The organism is Streptomyces sp. NEAU-W12, assembly GCF_026242095.1.
Lineage (GTDB): Bacteria > Actinomycetota > Actinomycetes > Streptomycetales > Streptomycetaceae > Streptomyces.
Map to the genome: position 1 here is coordinate 61,994 of NZ_JAPJDM010000007.1, position 16,986 is coordinate 78,979.

Annotated in this window: 14 protein-coding genes; 7 read left to right on the forward strand and 7 right to left on the reverse strand. The window is 73.7% G+C overall.

What is annotated here, in order from left to right; all coding sequences use genetic code 11:
* Window positions 1–265: 265 nt before the first annotated feature.
* Complete coding sequence (locus ORI94_RS10655) at window positions 266–2,254, forward strand: N-acetylmuramoyl-L-alanine amidase (RefSeq protein WP_416237798.1); 1,989 nt, start codon at window positions 266–268, stop codon at window positions 2,252–2,254.
* A 73-nt stretch (window positions 2,255–2,327) separates the two neighbouring features.
* Here ORI94_RS10655 and ORI94_RS10660 read toward each other — a convergent pair whose 3' ends face one another.
* The 3 genes from ORI94_RS10660 to ORI94_RS10670 form a co-directional block, all read right to left on the reverse strand.
* The gene (locus tag ORI94_RS10660; protein WP_042172415.1) at window positions 2,328–2,825 is read right to left on the reverse strand and encodes a hypothetical protein; all 498 of its coding nucleotides are present in this window, start codon (window positions 2,823–2,825) and stop codon (window positions 2,328–2,330) included.
* Between the two features lie 103 nt (window positions 2,826–2,928).
* Window positions 2,929–3,834 carry a universal stress protein gene (locus ORI94_RS10665; protein WP_266074215.1) on the reverse strand — a complete coding sequence of 302 codons (906 nt, stop codon included), beginning with the start codon at window positions 3,832–3,834 and terminating at the stop codon, window positions 2,929–2,931.
* 183 nt (window positions 3,835–4,017) lie between these two features.
* A complete protein-coding gene (locus tag ORI94_RS10670; protein WP_042172421.1) occupies window positions 4,018–4,260 on the reverse strand; it encodes a DUF397 domain-containing protein in 243 nt (80 codons plus the stop codon).
* A 516-nt stretch (window positions 4,261–4,776) separates the two neighbouring features.
* On the opposite strand from ORI94_RS10670, the gene ORI94_RS10675 reads away from it, so the two are divergent.
* From ORI94_RS10675 to ORI94_RS10685, 3 genes are all read left to right on the forward strand, one after another.
* Window positions 4,777–6,636 (forward strand): sulfatase, encoded by a 1,860-nt coding sequence (locus ORI94_RS10675; protein ID WP_266074217.1) that lies wholly within the window; start codon window positions 4,777–4,779, stop codon window positions 6,634–6,636.
* Window positions 6,637–6,841: 205 nt separating this feature from the next.
* Window positions 6,842–8,140, forward strand: coding sequence for a phenylacetate--CoA ligase PaaK (paaK, locus tag ORI94_RS10680; RefSeq protein ID WP_266074377.1), 1,299 nt, complete (start codon window positions 6,842–6,844; stop codon window positions 8,138–8,140).
* Between the two features lie 374 nt (window positions 8,141–8,514).
* Window positions 8,515–10,359, forward strand: a complete 1,845-nt coding sequence (locus ORI94_RS10685; RefSeq protein ID WP_266074219.1) for a serine hydrolase — start codon at window positions 8,515–8,517, stop codon at window positions 10,357–10,359.
* A gap of 32 nt (window positions 10,360–10,391) precedes the next feature.
* Here the strand turns inward: ORI94_RS10685 and ORI94_RS10690 are convergent, their stop codons facing one another.
* The 3 genes from ORI94_RS10690 to ORI94_RS10700 form a co-directional block, all read right to left on the reverse strand.
* Window positions 10,392–11,960: a phytoene desaturase family protein gene (locus tag ORI94_RS10690; protein ID WP_266074221.1), complete on the reverse strand. Its 1,569-nt coding sequence runs from the start codon at window positions 11,958–11,960 to the stop codon at window positions 10,392–10,394.
* 118 nt (window positions 11,961–12,078) lie between these two features.
* Entirely contained in the window at window positions 12,079–14,445 is a 2,367-nt protein-coding gene (locus ORI94_RS10695) for a serine/threonine-protein kinase (protein WP_266074223.1), read from the reverse strand.
* A gap of 97 nt (window positions 14,446–14,542) precedes the next feature.
* Window positions 14,543–14,926: a ferredoxin gene (locus ORI94_RS10700; protein WP_266074225.1), complete on the reverse strand. Its 384-nt coding sequence runs from the start codon at window positions 14,924–14,926 to the stop codon at window positions 14,543–14,545.
* 97 nt (window positions 14,927–15,023) lie between these two features.
* Between ORI94_RS10700 and ORI94_RS10705 the strand changes: the two genes are divergently transcribed.
* The 3 genes from ORI94_RS10705 (at window position 15,024) to ORI94_RS10715 (ending at window position 16,558) form a co-directional block, all read left to right on the forward strand.
* Complete coding sequence (locus ORI94_RS10705; RefSeq protein WP_266074227.1) at window positions 15,024–15,413, forward strand: DUF6479 family protein; 390 nt, start codon at window positions 15,024–15,026, stop codon at window positions 15,411–15,413.
* Between the two features lie 81 nt (window positions 15,414–15,494).
* The gene (locus ORI94_RS10710) at window positions 15,495–15,851 is read left to right on the forward strand and encodes a hypothetical protein (RefSeq protein ID WP_266074229.1); all 357 of its coding nucleotides are present in this window, start codon (window positions 15,495–15,497) and stop codon (window positions 15,849–15,851) included.
* 200 nt (window positions 15,852–16,051) lie between these two features.
* Window positions 16,052–16,558 carry a SigE family RNA polymerase sigma factor gene (locus tag ORI94_RS10715; protein WP_266074231.1) on the forward strand — a complete coding sequence of 169 codons (507 nt, stop codon included), beginning with the start codon at window positions 16,052–16,054 and terminating at the stop codon, window positions 16,556–16,558.
* Between the two features lie 232 nt (window positions 16,559–16,790).
* On the opposite strand, the gene ORI94_RS10720 is transcribed toward ORI94_RS10715, so the two are convergent.
* Window positions 16,791–16,970 carry a hypothetical protein gene (locus tag ORI94_RS10720; protein ID WP_266074233.1) on the reverse strand — a complete coding sequence of 60 codons (180 nt, stop codon included), beginning with the start codon at window positions 16,968–16,970 and terminating at the stop codon, window positions 16,791–16,793.
* Between the last annotated feature and the right edge of the window lie 16 nt (window positions 16,971–16,986).

The window sequence follows — 16,986 nt, forward strand, 5'->3', positions numbered from 1 at the left end:
GGGCGGCGCGGGCGGGGCCCCCCCCCCCCGCCCCCCCCCCCCCCCCCCCCCCCCCCGTCCCCGCGCGTTTCCCGCAGGTCTCCGGAGCGCCGCCACGAAAGTCCCGTGCATCCCGGACGAGAGGGAAATTGCGCTTCTTCTGGGCATGATTGACGGATCATCGGCCGGCCGGTAGCACAGTCGCACCCGCAGGCCCCGTACGAGTCACCCCTCCGGCCCCATGGCTCGTACGGCCCGTCCCGCCCGACCGTCCCAGGAGACCGCGTTGCGAGGATCCCCCACCCGACCCGGCCGTGCGCCGGCCGTCGGTGCCCGCCCTGCCCGCCGTACGGCCGGCGCCCTGGCCGCGGCGGCGCTCATGCTGCCACTGCTCGGCGCGGCCCCGTCCGCTCCCCCACCGGACGCCGGCCCGTCCGGCGGAACCCGGCTGCAGGAAGCATTCGACGCTGCGGCCACCGCGTACGAGGTGCCGCGAAGCGTGCTGCTGGCCGTCTCCTATCTCCAGTCCCGCTGGGACACGCACGACGGTGCGCCGAGTGTGACCGGCGGCTACGGCCCGATGCACCTCACGGACACCCGCACCGCTCTGGCGTCGGCGGCGTCGCATCACGACGAGGGGACGGAGGACCCTCGGGGCGACGACGCCCGGCCCGCGCTGCGTCCCGGGGCGCACGTGCCGCCCGCCGTCGCCCTCCCGGACCGGCTGGCCACTCTGCCGAGGGCTGCCGAGCTGACCGGGCTGAGCGCCGAGCGGCTGCGTGAGGACCCGGCGGCGAACGTGGCGGGCGGTGCCGCGCTGCTGGCCGATGCCCAGCAGCGGCTGGGCGGGAAACCGAGCGAGGATCCGGCCCGCTGGTACGGCGCGGTGGCCCGTTTCTCCGGTGCGGACGACACCACGTCGGCGGCGGCGTACGCGGACGACGTCTACGCGGTGATCCGCGCCGGTGCGCACCGGGTGACGGACACGGGAGAGCCGGTCGCCCTGGCCGCCCGTCCCGGCCTCGCCCCGGACCGGTCGGCGCTGCGCCGCGCCGGCCTGCGGACCGTGTCCGCGGACTCCGCCGCCGCGGAGTGCCCCGCGACGGTGTCCTGCGAGTGGGTCCCGGCGCCGTACGAGGAGTTCGGGGACGGTGACTACGGCAACCACGACCGGTCGGACCGTCCTGTCTCACAGCCGATCCGGTACATCGTCGTCCACGACACCGAGGGCGCCTGGGAGGGCGTTCTCGCCTCGGTGCAGGACCCCACCTTCGTGTCGTGGCACTACAGTCTGCGCTCGACCGACGGCCACATCGCCCAGCACGTGAGGACGAAGGACGTGGCCTGGCACGCGGGCAACTGGTACGTCAACGCGGGGGCGGTCGGGCTGGAGCACGAGGGATTCCTGGCAGAACCGGACGCCTGGTACACCGAGGCGATGTACCGTTCCTCGGCCCGGCTGGTGCGGTACCTCGCCGGGAAGTACGACATCCCCCTGGACCGGCAGCACGTCCTCGGCCACGACACCGTACCGGGTCCGACCGCGGCGGCCGTGCCCGGCATGCACACCGACCCCGGGCCCTACTGGGACTGGGCGCACTACTTCGAGCTGCTGGGCAGTCCTTTCGGGGCCACGGCCGAAAAGAACGGCGGCCTGGTGACGATCCGCCCCGACTACGCCACCCCCGGGCCGGTGTTCACGGGCTGCGGGAGGGCGGGCGAGCCGTGTGCGGCGCACGGGTCCAGCGCGGTGCGGCTGTACTCCGAGCACGACGAGAAGTCCGCGCTGATCAGGGACGCCGGCCTGGGTTCGAACCCGACGACCGGGGTGAACGACCTGTCGTCACGGGTGTCGGCCGGCCAGCAGTACGCGGTCGCCGACCGGTGGGGCGACTGGACGGCGATCTGGTACCTGGGGCAGAAGGCCTGGTTCAGGAACCCGAAGAAGCAGCCCACCGCGGTGCCCGCCGCGGGCCGGGTGGTGACCCCGAGGAAGGGCCTGGACTCCGTGCCGGTGTACGGACGCGCCTACCCGGAGAAGGCCGCCTACCCGGAGGGGGTGCCCGTCCAGGAGGTGTCCCCGCTGCCGTACACGCTGCCGGAGGGCCAGCAGTACGTCACCGGGGGCGAGGTGCCCGGTGAGTACCTGTACGCGGTGGCCTTCGACCGGTCCTCGCACCAGGTGGTCAGGGGCAAGGAGCTGTACCACCGGATCCAGTTCGGCCACCGGGTCGCCTTCGTGCGGGCGGCGGACGTGACGGTGCAGCAGGCGTAGCGGCGTCCGTCCCCGGCGCTCGGTGCCGGCCCTCGTTCCCGGCCTCCTGTTTCCCGCCGGCGGGCGGGGCCGGTCAGCCCTGCTGGAACAGTTCGGCGGGCAGCGGCTTGAGGAGGGTGTACAGGTCGTCGGTGATGGGGCGGTCCCAGGCGGCGATGGTGACCAGCACGTTGTCGCTGCGGTCGAACTGCACACAGGAGATCCGGCTCTCGGAGAGCTTGACCCGGCGCACGATGAGCAGGTTGTCGCCCTGCATGACGGGCACGTCCTCGGTGCCGACGACGGTGACCTCCTCTTCGTTCTCCAGCGCCAGCAGCAGCTGCGCGACCTCGAAGGGGACCTCGCCCTCGGAAACCTCGCGGGCGGGGGAGCCCTCCGGCAGATTGCCGATGATCATCGCGGGGCCGCGGCCGCCGAACAGGTCGTAGCGCAGGAAGACGCCCTGGCAGGTGCCGTCAGGGGCGGGCAGCAGCCCGGCGCCCAGGTTCCCGGGCCAGTCGCCGGGGTCCATGGCCAGTACGTCGAAGTCGGGTCCGGCGGGGGTGGCGCTGCGGCGGCGGAGGAACGACATGCCGCCATGGTACGTGCCCGGACCCGCGGGCGGACGGCCGGGCGAGCCCGCCATGTCCGCCCGGTCGGGCCAGTGGCCGCCGTGGTGCCCGGCTCCCTGCGGGCTACTCCTCCGGGGGCGCCGGCGGGACCACCGCGACGGGGCTCGCCGCGTGGAGCAGGACGGCCTGAGTGACGGAGCCCATCATGCGGGCCGGTGCCAGCAGGCGCCGCCGGTGGCGTCCCAGGACGACCAGACCGGCGCTCTGGGAGGCCTCGACCAGGTGCCCGGCGGCGTCCCCGGGCAGGACCCGGACCTCGGCGGTGACCTCGGGGTGCCGTTCGCGGTGCGGGGCGAGGAAGCCATCGGCCAGGACGCGGGTCTCGTGCTCGACGGCGCCCTGGTCGATCTGCGGGGCGGGCATCTCCCCCGGCAGCATCCAGGTCTGCAGGGGCCACGGATAGGCGGCGACGACCCGGACCACGGCGCCACGCAGGGCAGCCTCACGGAAGGCGAAGGCCAGGGTGGCCTCGTCGGGGCTGTCGACGTTCACGCCGACGACGATTCCGAAACCGGCTCCGGCGGGCTCGGCGGACGCGTCGGCGTCCCGCCCGGGCCGGGGCACCACGACGACGGGGCATTCGGCGTCCCGGGCCGCGGCAAGGGAGTTGGAGCCGAGCAGCAGGCTGGCGAAGCCGCCGCGGCCCCGGGAGCCGAGCACCAGCAGCTGCGCGGTGGCCCCCTGTTCGGGCAGAACGGCACCGGGAGCGCCGTCCAGGGCTGCGAAGTCGACGGCTGGAAGGCCGGTCCGTCCCTCCAGCAGGCCGCGGACCAGAGCGATGACCGGATCGTCCTCGGGGGCGGGTGGTCCGGCGGGCCCCTCCTCGGGCCGGTCCCAGAGGGCGTACTGGCGTACGTGCGCCACCCGCAGCGGAGCCTCGCGCCGGTGTGCGGCGTCGAGGGCCCACTCCAGGGCGCGCAGACTGTCGTCCGAACCGTCGACCGCCGCGACGACCGGCTGGGTGCTCATGGGGTTCCTCACTTCCGGACCACGGCCCTCACGTTCCCGGGCCGGCCTGGCTCGGGGCCCGGTCCCGGAAGGGTATCCCCGGTCATGTGTCCAGAAGATCGGCGGCGACACCTGTCCGGCGGCCCTTCCGTTCACCGGCCGGCGGGTCCGGGTGCGCGCGCCGCGAAGCCGTACGCCCCCGGCTCAGGTCAGGTCGAACTCCCCCTCCCGGGCTCCCGACACGAAGGCGCCCCATTCGGCCGGGGTGAAGATCAGGGAAGGGCTCTGGGGGCGGCCACTGTTCCGCATGGCGATGAAGCCCTCCACGAAGGCGATCTGGACATCCCCCAGACCCCGGCTGCTGGACTGCCACTGCGCGTTGCTCAGATCCAGGTCGGGCTTGTCCCAGCCGGTGAGCGGTCGCTGCTGGGTGGTGCTTTCGGCCACGTCCGTGCTCCTCCCGATTTCCGTCGTCCGCGGCCAGCCTAGCCATCGGTTCCGGCCGCCGACAGGTCATGTGAGGAGTCCCTTTCCACCGGTGGCGCGGGCGGGTCGGGAGGCGGGGCCGGCCGCCCGCCGACCGCAGGGGGGAGGGGCCACCGCCGGACACATTGCCGGGAAGGCCCCCGCGGGATCCGGCGTCCCCCGACCGGTGAGCGGGGAGCCGCGTCCGGAGGGGGTCGAGCAGGCCCTCGCCTTCCCTTCGGACGTGGTCGTGGTCCGGGGCCGGACGGGCGCGGCGCGACCGTCACCGGAGGAGACCCCGGCCCGCTGCCGGGACCGTCGGTCCTCCGACGGCGGACTCCGGGCCGCGGAGTCCGGCCCGCGCGCTCCGAACCCCGGACCATGGCCCCCGGACCGCGCGGTTGAACGCGAAATGACATGTGAACGTACTGGTGGGGGCAGGCCCGTTCACGGGTCCGGTGTGCCATGCCCTCGTCGTACCGCGCGGAAGGACCCCGGGTGCAGCTCTTCACACGCTCCCGTCAGCTGTCGGACCACACCGGGAGCGGAGCGGACCCGGCCGACGGTCCGGCCGGAACCACCGATCACACCACCGCCGACCCCGCCGGCACTCCCGGGCCCTTTGAGGAGGCCGCGGAGGGCCCGGCAGCCACACGGCGGGACCGCTGGCGCCACGGCCACCCCCGCGCGGCCCGTGCCCTCACCGCCGGGACGACCGTCCTGGCCGGAGGGCTGCTGCTGTTCGCGCTCCTCGTACCGAACCGCGTGGAGCGGCTGTCCCTCGAGTCGTTCTTCCGCATCCCGGCCGAGGGCGTCCTGCTGGCGACGCTGCTGCTCGCGCTGCCGCCGAGGCCCCGGCGGATCACGGCGGTGGTCTCGGGCGTCCTCCTCGGTCTGTTCACCGCCCTGAAGATGGTGGACATGGGGTTCTACCAGGTGCTGGCCCGGCCGTTCGACCTGGTGCTCGACTGGATCCTGCTCGACGACGCGGCCGAGTTCGTCCGGGAGTCGTTCGGCCGGGGCGGGCAGATCCTCGCCGTGATCGGAGTGGTCGTCCTGTTCGTCGCCCTGCTGGTGCTGATGACGCTGGCGGCGGTGCGGATCACGAACCTGATGGTCCGCCACCGCGCGTCCGCCGCCCGCACCACCCTGGTCCTGGGCGTCGCGTGGATCACCTCTGTCACCCTGGGCCTGCAGATCACCGGTGTCCCGCTCGCCACCAAGGGCAACGCGGAGATGCTGGGCAACCGCCTGGAGCAGGTGCGCGCGGGGCTCAGGGACGCACGGGTCTTCGAGCAGCAGGCCGCCGTCGACGCCTTCGCCGACACTCCGCCGGACCAGTTGTTCACCGGGCTGCGCGGCAAGGACGTCCTGTTCGCCTTCGTCGAGAGCTACGGCCGGGTGGCGATCGACGATCCGGCGATGGCGGAGCCGATCGGCGCGGTACTGAAGGAGGGCAGCGCTTCCCTCAAGGACGCCGGTTTCGAGTCGCGCAGCGGCTGGCTCAGGTCGCCGGTGACGGGCGCGGGCAGCTGGCTCGCCCACTCCACCTTCCTGTCCGGTCTGTGGATCAAGAACCAGCAGCGCTACCGCAGCCTCACCACCAGCGACCGCATGACCCTCACCAGCTACTTCCGCAAGGCCGGCGACTGGCGCACCGTCGGCATCGTGCCCGGGGTGCGGCGGGCCTGGCCGGAGGGCAAGTACTTCGGCCTGGACCACATCTACGACTCCGAGCACCTCGGCTACCAGGGCCCGTACTTCAGCTGGACGCCGGTGCCCGACCAGTTCAGCATGGAGGCCTTCGAGCGCCTGGAGCACGGCAGGAAGGACCGTGGGCCGATCATGGCGGAGATCATCCTCGCCTCCAGCCACAACCCGTGGTCCCCCAACGCCCGCATGATCGACTGGGACGAGCTCGGCGACGGCTCCGTGTTCCACGAGATCAAGAAGGAGGGCACCGACCCCGCGGAGGTCTGGCAGGACCCGGAGAAGGTGCGCACCGAGTACCGCAAGTCCATCGAGTACTCGCTGCGCAGCCTGACCGAGTGGATGGAGCGGTACGGCGACGAGGACACGGTCCTGGTCTTTCTCGGCGACCACCAGCCGGTACCGACCGTCACCGCCGGCAGCACCGGCAAGGACGTGCCGGTCACGATCGTCGCCCGCGACGAGAAGGTCCTGGACCGGGTGGCCGGCTGGAACTGGACCGACGGCCTCAAGCCCGCGCCCGACGCCCCGGCCTGGGGGATGGACGAGTTCCGCGACCGCTTCATGACCGCGTACGGGCCGCAGGGGGGCAAGGGGAGTGGTGGAAGCCGCGGCGGGAGCGGTGGCTCGTCCGTCCCCACCGGCTGAGCGGAGGCCTCCCGGCCCCGCCCCGCTCCCCTGTTCACGTCTCCCCCGTTCACGGCGTCCCCGGCGCGCGGAAGAAGTATGCGGCGGGCCTTGCCTCGGGCGGGTCCGGACTGGATTACTGATGCCTGCGGGAGCGACCGAATGATCGGTCGCCCGTATCGGCACGATCGACGCGACGGACGCGATGAGCGAGGGGAAGTTCCTGATGGCTCAGGCGATGGACCTGCTCGACCCGGCGGAACGGCTCGGCGTGGAGGAACTGCGGGCGCTCCAGCTGGAGCGGCTGCGGGCTTCCTTGCGGCACGCCTACGACCATGTGCCGTTCTACCGGGCGTCGTTCGACGGGGCGGGCGTCCACCCCGACGACTGCCGCTCCCTCGCCGACCTGTCCCGGTTCCCGTTCACCACCAAGGCGGACCTGCGGGATCACTATCCGTACGGGATGTTCGCCGTACCACGCGAACGGATCCGCCGTCTGCACGCCTCCAGCGGGACCACCGGGCGACCCACAGTCGTCGGCTACACCGAGGGCGACCTGTCCATGTGGGCGGACGTCGTGGCCCGTTCGATCCGCGCGGCGGGCGGCCGGCCCGGGGACACGGTGCACGTGGCGTACGGCTACGGGCTGTTCACCGGCGGACTGGGCGCCCACTACGGCGCGGAGCGGCTCGGCTGCACAGTGGTTCCCGCATCCGGCGGCATGACGGCCCGGCAGGTGCAGCTGATCCAGGACCTGAAGCCCGCGGTGATCATGGTGACGCCGTCCTACATGCTCACCCTGCTCGACGAGTTCGAGCGGCAGCACGTCGATCCGCGCGGCACGTCCCTGCGTGTGGGGATCTTCGGCGCCGAGCCCTGGACGGAGCGGATGCGGCAGGAGATCGAGGAGCGGTTCGCCCTCGACGCCGTCGACATATACGGGCTGTCGGAGGTCGTCGGACCGGGTGTCGCGCAGGAGTGCGTGGAGACCAAGGACGGACTGCACCTCTGGGAGGACCACTTCCTCCCGGAGGTCGTCGACCCCGTCACCGGCGGGGTGCTGCCGGAGGGTGAGCGGGGCGAACTGGTCTTCACCTCGCTCACCAAGGAGGCGATGCCGATCGTGCGGTACCGGACACGCGACCTGACCCGGCTGCTGCCGGGGACCGCGCGGGCGGCGTTCCGGCGGATGGAGAAGGTCACCGGCCGCAGCGACGACATGGTGATCCTGCGCGGGGTGAACCTCTTCCCCACCCAGATCGAGGAGATCGTGCTGCGCACACCGGGTGTGGCGCCGCACTTCCAGCTCCGGCTCACCCGGGAGGGCCGGACGGACGCCCTCACGGTCCGCGCCGAGGCACGGCCGGACGCGGACACCGCCACCCGCGCGGCGGCGGCCCGGTCCGTCGAGGCGGCCGTGAAGGACGGCATCGGGGTGTCGGTCGGGGTGGAGATCGTCGATCCGGAGACACTGGAGCGGTCGGTGGGCAAGATCCGGCGGATCGTGGACCTGCGTCCACGCTGAGCCGCGCCGCCTCGCACCGGGCCGGGTGCCGCGCTCACCCGGTGAAACGGTCGCGCAGCCCCCGCTTAGTGACCGGACGCGGTTGTTCCCGGGTGAGCGGTGGGTGACCTCGCGCTTCCGCGAGAAGGGCATCCGGTCCTCGCCGGAGCTGAAGGTCGTCCGCGTGCGCGAGCGTTGACGCGCACGGGCCCGTCCGGTGGTGAGCGGTCGTCACCCCGGGCGGGGCCCGCTTCCCGGCCGGGCCGGTTCGACGGCGCGGCCCCGCACGCCCCATTGACACATCCCGCGCCTGACAGGAAAGTTCCACCCCGCAAGGCGATCCCGAAAGAATCTTTCAGGCCGCCGGCAGCGGCCGCGACACGGGAGGAACCTCCATGGTGGACGACGGGTCGAGTGCGGACACAGCCACGACCGGTATCACACGCCGTCGGCTCGGCGGTCGTGCACTGGCCCTGGGCGGCGCCCTGGCCTTCGCCTCCCTGCCGGCCGGTCCGGCCGCGACCGCTTCACCGCCCGCGGCGACACCGGCGGCCGGGGCGGCGGGTGGTGGCGGGCACCCGACCCTGCGGCACGGGTCGGCCCGGCGGGCCGGACTGGTCGCCGGCCATCTGGACCGACTCGTCACCGACGCAGAGGCGTTCCTCCGCCCGTCGCCCGAACACCCCTGGTACGCGGGTGCGGTGCTGCTCGCCGGACGCGGCGGCACCGTGGCCCTGCACCGGCCCATCGGCATGGCGGTGCGCTACCGGGCGTACGACGAGAAGACCGACACCGGCGTCGAGTTCCCGGCGGACCGGCAGATCCCCATGACCGAGGACACCGTCTTCGACCTGGCCTCGGTGTCGAAGCTGTTCACCTCCGTCCTCGCGGTGCAGCAGATCGAGCGGGGCGCGCTGGAACTGGAGGCGACCGTCGCCTCGTACCTGCCGGAGTTCGGCCGGGCCGGCAAGGAAGGCGTGACACTCCGTCACCTGCTCACGCACACCTCGGGATTCCGTGCCTGGATCCCGCTCTACCGGGCGCCGACCCACGCGGAGCGCGTCCGGCTCGTCCTCGACGAGGCACCCGCCGCCCCGCCCGGATCGGCGTACCTGTACTCGGACCTGAACCTGATCTCGCTCCAGCTGGTGCTGGAGAAGGTCACCGGCCGCACCCTGGACGTCCTCCTGCGGGACGAGATCACCGGTCCGCTGGGCATGGACCGCACCCGCTACAACCCGCCCGCCTCGTGGAAGCCGGGGATCGCCGCCACCAAGGACGCCCGCCCGCCCTGGTCCGGCCTCGACCGGGGGCTGGTGTGGGGCGAGGTGCACGACGAGAACGCCTACAGCCTGGACGGGGTCGCCGGCCACGCGGGGGTGTTCTCCTGCGCCTGGGACCTGGCGGTCCTCGGGCGGACCCTGCTCAACGGCGGCGGCTACGGCCGGGCACGCATCCTGGAACCGGAGTCGGTGGAGCTGATGTTCACCGACTTCAACACCGGCTTTCCCGGGGACGAGCACGGTCTGGGCTTCGAGCTCTACCAGCACTGGTACATGGGCGCGATGGCCACTCCGCGCACGGCGGGCCACACCGGGTTCACCGGTACCTCTCTGGTGCTCGACCCGACGACCGACTCGTTCCTCGTCGTTCTGGGCAACTCGGTTCATCCGGTGCGCAGTTGGCGCTCCGGCTCGGCTCCCCGGGTGGCCGCCGCGAACCAGCTGGCCCGCGCGGTGCCGGTCGGGCCGGCACCGGGGCGTGCAGGGCGGGACGGGCGGACGTCCTGGTTCTCCGGGATGGCCGGTCCGACGACGGCGACGCTCACGCTGCCCGCGCTGGACACGTCGTCCGGCGGCGCACGGCTGCGCTGTGCGCTGTGGTGGGACACCGAGCCGCACGCCGACCTCCTCGCCCTGGAGGCCGCGACGGACGGCGGTACGGTCTGGCAGCCGGTGCCGTTCGTCACCGAGCGCCGGGGCGAGGCGCCCGAGCAGCATGCGGCGGGCACCGCGACGGGCTGGTCGGGCCGGGTCTGGCACGGCCTCACGGCCGCCCTGCCCACCGCGCGGAGCCTCACCCTGCGCTGGCGGTACGCGACGGACCGGCCGTATGTCGGACGCGGAGCCTACGTGGACGGAATGCGTGTCCGGGCGGGCGGCCGCGTTCTGTTCGACGAGGCCCGTCCGGCGGACGCGGCACGGGTGCGCGCGGCGGGCTGGACCCGGTCCGCCGACTGAACGCCCCGCGCGTTCCCGGTCCGGTCGCCCCGTCAGCTCGCCTCCAGCACCGCCATCGCCGCGTTGTGTCCCGGTATCCCGCTCACCCCTCCCCCGCGCACCGCGCCCGCGCCGCACAGCAGGACGTTGGCGTGCCGGGTCTCCACCCCCCAGCGGCCGGTTCCGTCCTGGGTGTGGGGCCAGGCCAGGGCGCGGTGGAAGATGTTTCCGCCGGGCAGCCCGAGGTCGCGGTCCAGGTCGAGCGGGGTCTTCGCCTCCAGGCACGGGCGCCCGTCGGCGTCGGCCGCCAGGCAGTCGGCGAGCGGTTCGGCCAGATGGGTGTCGAGCTGGGCGAGAGTCGCGGCGAGGAGTTCCTCGCGCACGGCGTCGTTGTCGTGGGCGAACAGCCGGGCCGGGGTGTGCAGGCCGAAGAGGGTGAGCGTCTGGTAGCCCTGGGCGGCGAGCTCCGGACCGAGGATCGTCGGGTCGGTGAGTGAGTGGCAGTAGATCTCGGAGGGCGGAGCGGCGGGCAGCTCACCGGCGGCGGCCTGGGCGTGCGCGGCGGCCAGCTGCCCGTATCCCTCGGCGATGTGGAAGGTCCCGGCGAACGCCTCGCGCGGGTCGACGGAGCTGTCCCGCAGCCTCGGCAGCCGCGTGAGCAGCATGTTCACCTTCAGCTGGGCGCCTTCGGCAGGGGCCGGGGGCGCGTCGCCGGTCAGTACGGCCAGTTCTCGCGGGGAGGCGTTCACCAGGACGTGCCGGGCGGCTGCGACGCCCTCGCCGTCGGCAGTGCGGTGGGCGACCTCGGCGGTACGGCCGTCCGTGTCGATGCGTGTCACCTCGTGGCCGGTGGCGATGACGGCGCCCGCCTGGCGCGCGGCGGCGGCCAGCGCGTCGGTGAGCGCGCCCATGCCGCCGACCGGGACGTCCCAGTCGCCGGTGCCGCCGCCGACGACGTGGTAGAGAAAGCAGCGGTTCTGCTCGAGCGTGGGGTCGTGGGCGTCGGCGAAGGTGCCGATGAGGGCGTCGGTGAGGACCACGCCCCGTACGAGGTCGTCGGTGAAGTGCCCCTCGACGGCGGCACCGATCGGTTCCTCGAACAGGGTTCGCCAGGCCTCCTCGTCGTCGACGGCGCGGCGCAGTTCCCCGCGGGTGGGCAGCGGCCCGGTGAGCGTGGGGAAGACACGCTCGGCGACGCGGCCGGTCATACCGTAGAAGCGCTGCCAGGCCTGGTACTCGCGGTCGGATCCGGTGAGCCGGGCGAACGCCTCCCGGGTGCGCCGCTCACCGCCGCCGACCAGCAGCCCGGTGGGCCGGCCGTCGCGTTCGGCGGGGGTGTACGAGGAGACGGTGCGGGAGCGTACCCGGAAGTCGAGCCCCAGCTCCCGGACGATCTTCCGGGGCAGCAGGCTGACCAGGTACGAGTACCGGGACAGCCGGGCGTCGACACCGGCGAAGGGGCGGGTGGACACCGCCGCCCCGCCGGTGTGGTCAAGCCGCTCCAGCACCAGCACGGAGCGTCCGGCCCGCGCGAGATAGGCGGCGGCGACAAGGCCGTTGTGGCCTCCGCCGACGATGACGGCGTCGTATGCCCGGGTTCCGGCTCCCTCGTGTGCGGTCATGGTTCTTCGTAGCACGTGAAGATCCGTGCCGACCAGGCGGCGGGCGACGTCCCTGCGCGGAGACCGCCCGCCCGGCGCGGCGGACCGGCGTGCCCTCCGCTTCCGTGCCCGCCGCCCGTCACACTCCGCCCACCGCCCGCTGCTGCCGCGGTGCGACCGCCCCGAGGTGCGGCCCGGCGGCCGCTTCCTCGTGTCCGAGCCGCTCCAGGCACTGGGCCTCGTCGTTGCGGGCGGCGAGGGTGTCGCGGTGGTCCGCTCCGAGGAGGCGCTCACGGGCGTCGGCCACCCGGCGGTACTCGGTGAGCGCGTCCGCCCAGCGGCCCAGCCAGCCCAGGCCGACGGCGACCTCGCGGCGGCTGACCAGGGTGTCCGGATGGTCGGCGCCGAGGGCGCTCTCGCGCAGCGCGCACACCGCGCGGGACTCTGCGAGGGCCTCGGCCCAGCGGCCGAGCCGGCCGAGGTTGACGCCCAGGCCGTGCCGGGCGCGCAGGGTCTCGGGGTGGGTGGGGCCCTGGACCCGGGTGCGGTCGGCGACCAGGCCTCGGTAGAGGTCGAGGGCCTGTGCGGTGCGGCCGAGCCGGCCGAGTCCGATGCCGATCTCGTAACGGGCGGCGAGCGTGTCGGCGTGGTCCGGGCCGAGCGCCCGCGCGCGAGCGTCGGCGACCTCCCGGTAGGTCTCCAGGGCATCCGCCCACCGCCCCAGCTGCCCCAGGGTGTAAGCGACTTCGTAGCGGGTGACCAACGTGTCCGGGTGCTCGGGACCGAGGACCCGCGCGCGGGCGGCGGCCACCTCGCACGCCATGCTGTACGAGTCCTCCAGGCGGCCCAGCCTGTTGAGGTTGAGGGCGAGGTTGTGCCGGCAGCGCAAGGTGTCGGGGTGCTCGGCGCCCATGGTGCGCTCGCGCGCCGAGAGCACCGACAGATACACCTGGTGGGCGTCGAAGGGCCGGCCCAGCCGGGCAAGGACGTATGCCATCTCCTGGCGGACGGCGAGCGTGTCGGGGTGCTCGGAGCCGAGCGCGCGGATACGGGTCCCGGCCACGTGCTTGTACTCGCGCAGCGCGTCGGCGGCACGGCCGGTGCGGCTGAGGGCGAAGGCGGCCTCGTAGCGGCTGGCGAGGCTGTCGGGGTGGTCCGGGCCGAGGAGGTGGGACCGCTCCGCCGCCACCGCCCGGTGCACTTCCCCCGCCTCCGTCCAGCGGCCGAGGCGGCCGAGGCTCACTCCGGCGTTGTGCCGTGCGGCCAGCGTGGCCACCGCCTCGGACGACGGGGCGGGCCGCTCGTCCGGCGGGGGCGGGCCGCCGTGGCCGGTCGCCGGGCGGGCGATCCACTCGCCGGAGAGCCCGCCCGCCGGGTCCGGCGGGGCGCTGCGCGGTCCGGCGACGGCCGCCTTGCGGCCGGAGGTCATGCCGCGTGTCCAGGAGGGCAGCCGGGGCGCGCTGCCCACCGGCTCGGGCCGGGCGGCCCAGCGCGGCGGGACGGAACGGTCACCCGCGTCGGACGGGCCGGCGGGCTCCGGCCAGTCCGGCACCGCGACCGGGGCCACGGCCGAAGCCGCGGTCGGCACCGCCCCGGGGGCCGCCTGGGCCGTCTCGACGGCCCGGCCCGCCGCCGGCACCGGCTGCAGGGCCGGTGCGGACCGCAACTCGCCGACACGGCGTGCCAGTTCGCGTGCGCTGTGGGGGCGCCTGCCGGGTTCCTTGGCCAGCAGGTCGAGGATGATCCGCTCGAGGCGCTCGGGCAGTTCGGCGCGGTGGCCGCGCGGTGGCCGGGGCGGGGTGTCGCGGTGCCCGACCAGGATCGCCCACGCGTCGTCGAGGTCGAACGGCGGCACCCCTGTGGCGATCTCGTAGAGCACGCAGCCGAAGGAGTACAGGTCGCTGCGCCGGTCGACGTCGGTGCCGCTGATCTGCTCCGGTGACATGTAGTGCGGGGTTCCCATCGGGACGCCGGTGCCGGTCAGCCGGGAGGTGAACCCGATGTCGTGGCCGAGGCGGGCGATGCCGAAGTCGCAGATCTTCACCGTCCCGTCGGCGAGCCGCACGATGTTGGCGGGCTTCAGGTCCCGGTGCACGATGCCCTGGTCATGGGTGTGGGCGAGGGCGGCGGCGACCTGCTCGGCGATCTCCACCACCTCGTCGACCGGCAGCGGATGCTGCTTGTTCTCCTCCAGGAGGCGACTGAGATCACGGCCCTGGAGCAGTTCCATCACCAGGTACAGCACACCGTCGTACTCACCGAAGTCGTGCACGACGGTGATCCCGCGGTGCTGCAGGGACGCCGCCACCCGGGCCTCCCGCCGGAAGCGCTCACGCAGCACCCGGCCGAACGCGTGGTCGTGCTGTGCGCCCGCCGGCTCGAGGCACTTCACCGCGACCTCTCTGCCGAGCGACTCGTCGCGTGCCCGCCACACCTCCCCCATGCCACCCCGCCCGATCGGATCGACCAGCCGGTACCGGCCGTGGATCAGCCTGCTGTCCCCCATCGTCCGCCCCCGTGAGTGTCCGACGCGCCCTCCCCTGGCCCGTCCAGTATGACGATGTCTCACCCGATTTTGTACGGTGCCGCGCGCGTACGTGACGTCAGTGTGCCGGGGAAGCCAGTGTGCCGAGGAAGTCCGTGCAGGCCTGCGCACAGGTTCGGCACGCCTCGGCCGTGCGCTCCGCGCCGGGGTGCCCGTCGAAGGCGTGCGCACCCTCGAGGCACACCTGCCGGCACCATTCGACCTGGACCCGGACGGTCTCCTCGTCCGCCTGGCTGCCCTCGGACAGCACGCGGTTGGTGGCGTCGCACACCTCCGCGCAGATGACGCCCTTGCGCCGGACGAATTCCTGGGACGTGCCGCCACCGGGCTCCACCAGGCTCGCCCGCACCGCGCAGGCCCGCGAGCATTCCGCGCACGCCTGCGCGCAGGCGAACCGGTCCTCGAGATACCGGTACAGCTCCTGCTCGGATGTCGTCGTCACCCAGCGCGGGTAGCCATCACCACGGGCGGTGAAACCCGCTGTCGCCGACTGCCTGCCCGGCGGGTTCACCGGGAGGACCCGGGGGTACCCGCGGACCATGACGAACACTGCGACGGAGACCCCGTGGATGGAAGCAGCCGACCTCGCCGCGAGCCGCGGGATCATGGGCATCGGCCTCGTTGTGGCGGCCGTGCTGGTCGTGGGCCTGCTGATCGGCCTGTTCGCGTTCGGCAGCAAACGGGTCAGGCAGGGTGACTCGCCCAGGCCACGCCCCGACGAGCAGCCCCGGATGCCTGAGGGGGGCCCGATCCATGAGGTCCGGGAACACCGGGAGCCCGACGAGATGCCCAGGAGCGACGACCGGCTGACGCCGCACGACCTGCACGGAGGCAGCCCCGGCAGTCGCCCCGGGGCCTCGCAGGAACGGCCTCGCTGGGAGGAGGGCGGCAGCGGCGCGTTCGGCAGTGGCGGGCCGGGACGCCGCTGACCACCGGCGCCCCCCACCGTCTTCCTGCCGCGAACGTCGCAGTGGCACACCGCAGTTACCGTGAACAAGGAAGTGAGCACCATGGCAGACCCCGCACGTGAGACCCTGCCGCTGCCCGATTACGACCATCTGCCGATCGGCGGCCTGGAGAGCCGTGTGCGCGCGCTGTCCGCGGACGAGGTCGGGGAGCTCCTGGACTACGAGCGTGCGCACGGCGACCGCCTCCCGGTGATCGAATTGCTGGAGGCCCGTCTGGAGCAGTTGCGCACGGGTTCCGAGCCGACGTCGGGCGACCCGGGGGCACTGCGCCCCGAGCAGAGCGCGGGCCGCACCGGCTCCCCCGTCTCGCCCGCCACCTCGCCGCAGCCGTTCAGCCCGCCACCGCACGGCACCCCCGACCAGCGGGGCAAGCCGAAGGGTGACCGTATGGAAGGCTGATCCGTCCGGTACCGCCACCTTGCGCCTCGCGCGCTCCGGAGCGGGCCATGAGCTCATCGACCGCGTCACGCGGGCGTGGAGCCGTGGCCCGCTCCTTCGTTCGCCCGGAGTGAGATGGATCACGACGCCCGGGTGCATCGCGGGGCGGGGTCCAGCGTCTTTGTCCGGGTGTAGGAGTTTGAACGGACGGGACGGTGAGGATGGAGCGGTTTCGGGCAGACGGCTTCGACGAGTTCGCGGCTGCCCGCTGGGGGGCGCTGCTCCATGTCGCGCGTCTGCTCACCGGCGGCGACCGGCAGCGTGCCGAGGACCTGGTGCAGGAGGCCCTGGTGAAGCTGTGGTTCGCCTGGCCGAGGGTCGCCGAGCAGGCGCCGGACGCGTACGTCCGGCAGGTGCTCGTGCGGCTGGCGGCCCGTTCCGCCCGGCGGCGCTGGTGGGGTGAGCGTCCGGTGGATCAGCTGCCCGACCGGCCCGATCCGAATGATGTGTCGTCGGTCGTGGCGGAACGTTCGCGGCTGGAGGCCGCGTTGGCCCTGCTGCCGCCCCGGCAGCGGGCCGCGGTGGTGCTGCGTTACTGCGAGGACCTGCCCGAGGCCCAGGTGGCCCGGGCCCTCGGCTGCCCGGTGGGCACCGCCCGGTCCCACGCGTCGCGGGGCGTGGCGCGACTGCGGCAGATCCTGTCCGACGCCGTCAGGCCCGTGGGGTGAGGGGAGAACCGATGGACGACTTCGAGCGGGAGCTGACGCACATGATGCGCGGCCCCCGGCAGCAGGCCCCCTTCGATTCCGAACAGCGGGAGCGGCTGTACCAGGGCATCAGGGCCCGTCACCGGTCCCGGACGTTGTGGCGGGCGGGCGGCTCGGCCCTGGCGGTGGCCGGGCTCAGTGCCGGACTCGCCCTGCTGCCCGGCCTCGGCTCCGACTCCCGGCCGCCTGCCGATCACCGTCCGCCGCCCGCGGCCAGTCCGACGTCGCCCCCGGCGGTCCCGACGCCCACTCCACCGGCGACGAGCTCGGCCACCAGCACCTCCCACCCGCCCGCGAGCCCGCCCGTCACCACCGGCGCCGGCACCGGTGCCCCGGGGAGCAGCTCACCGACCTCGGCCCCACCACCCACCACGGCGGGCGGGAGCGAG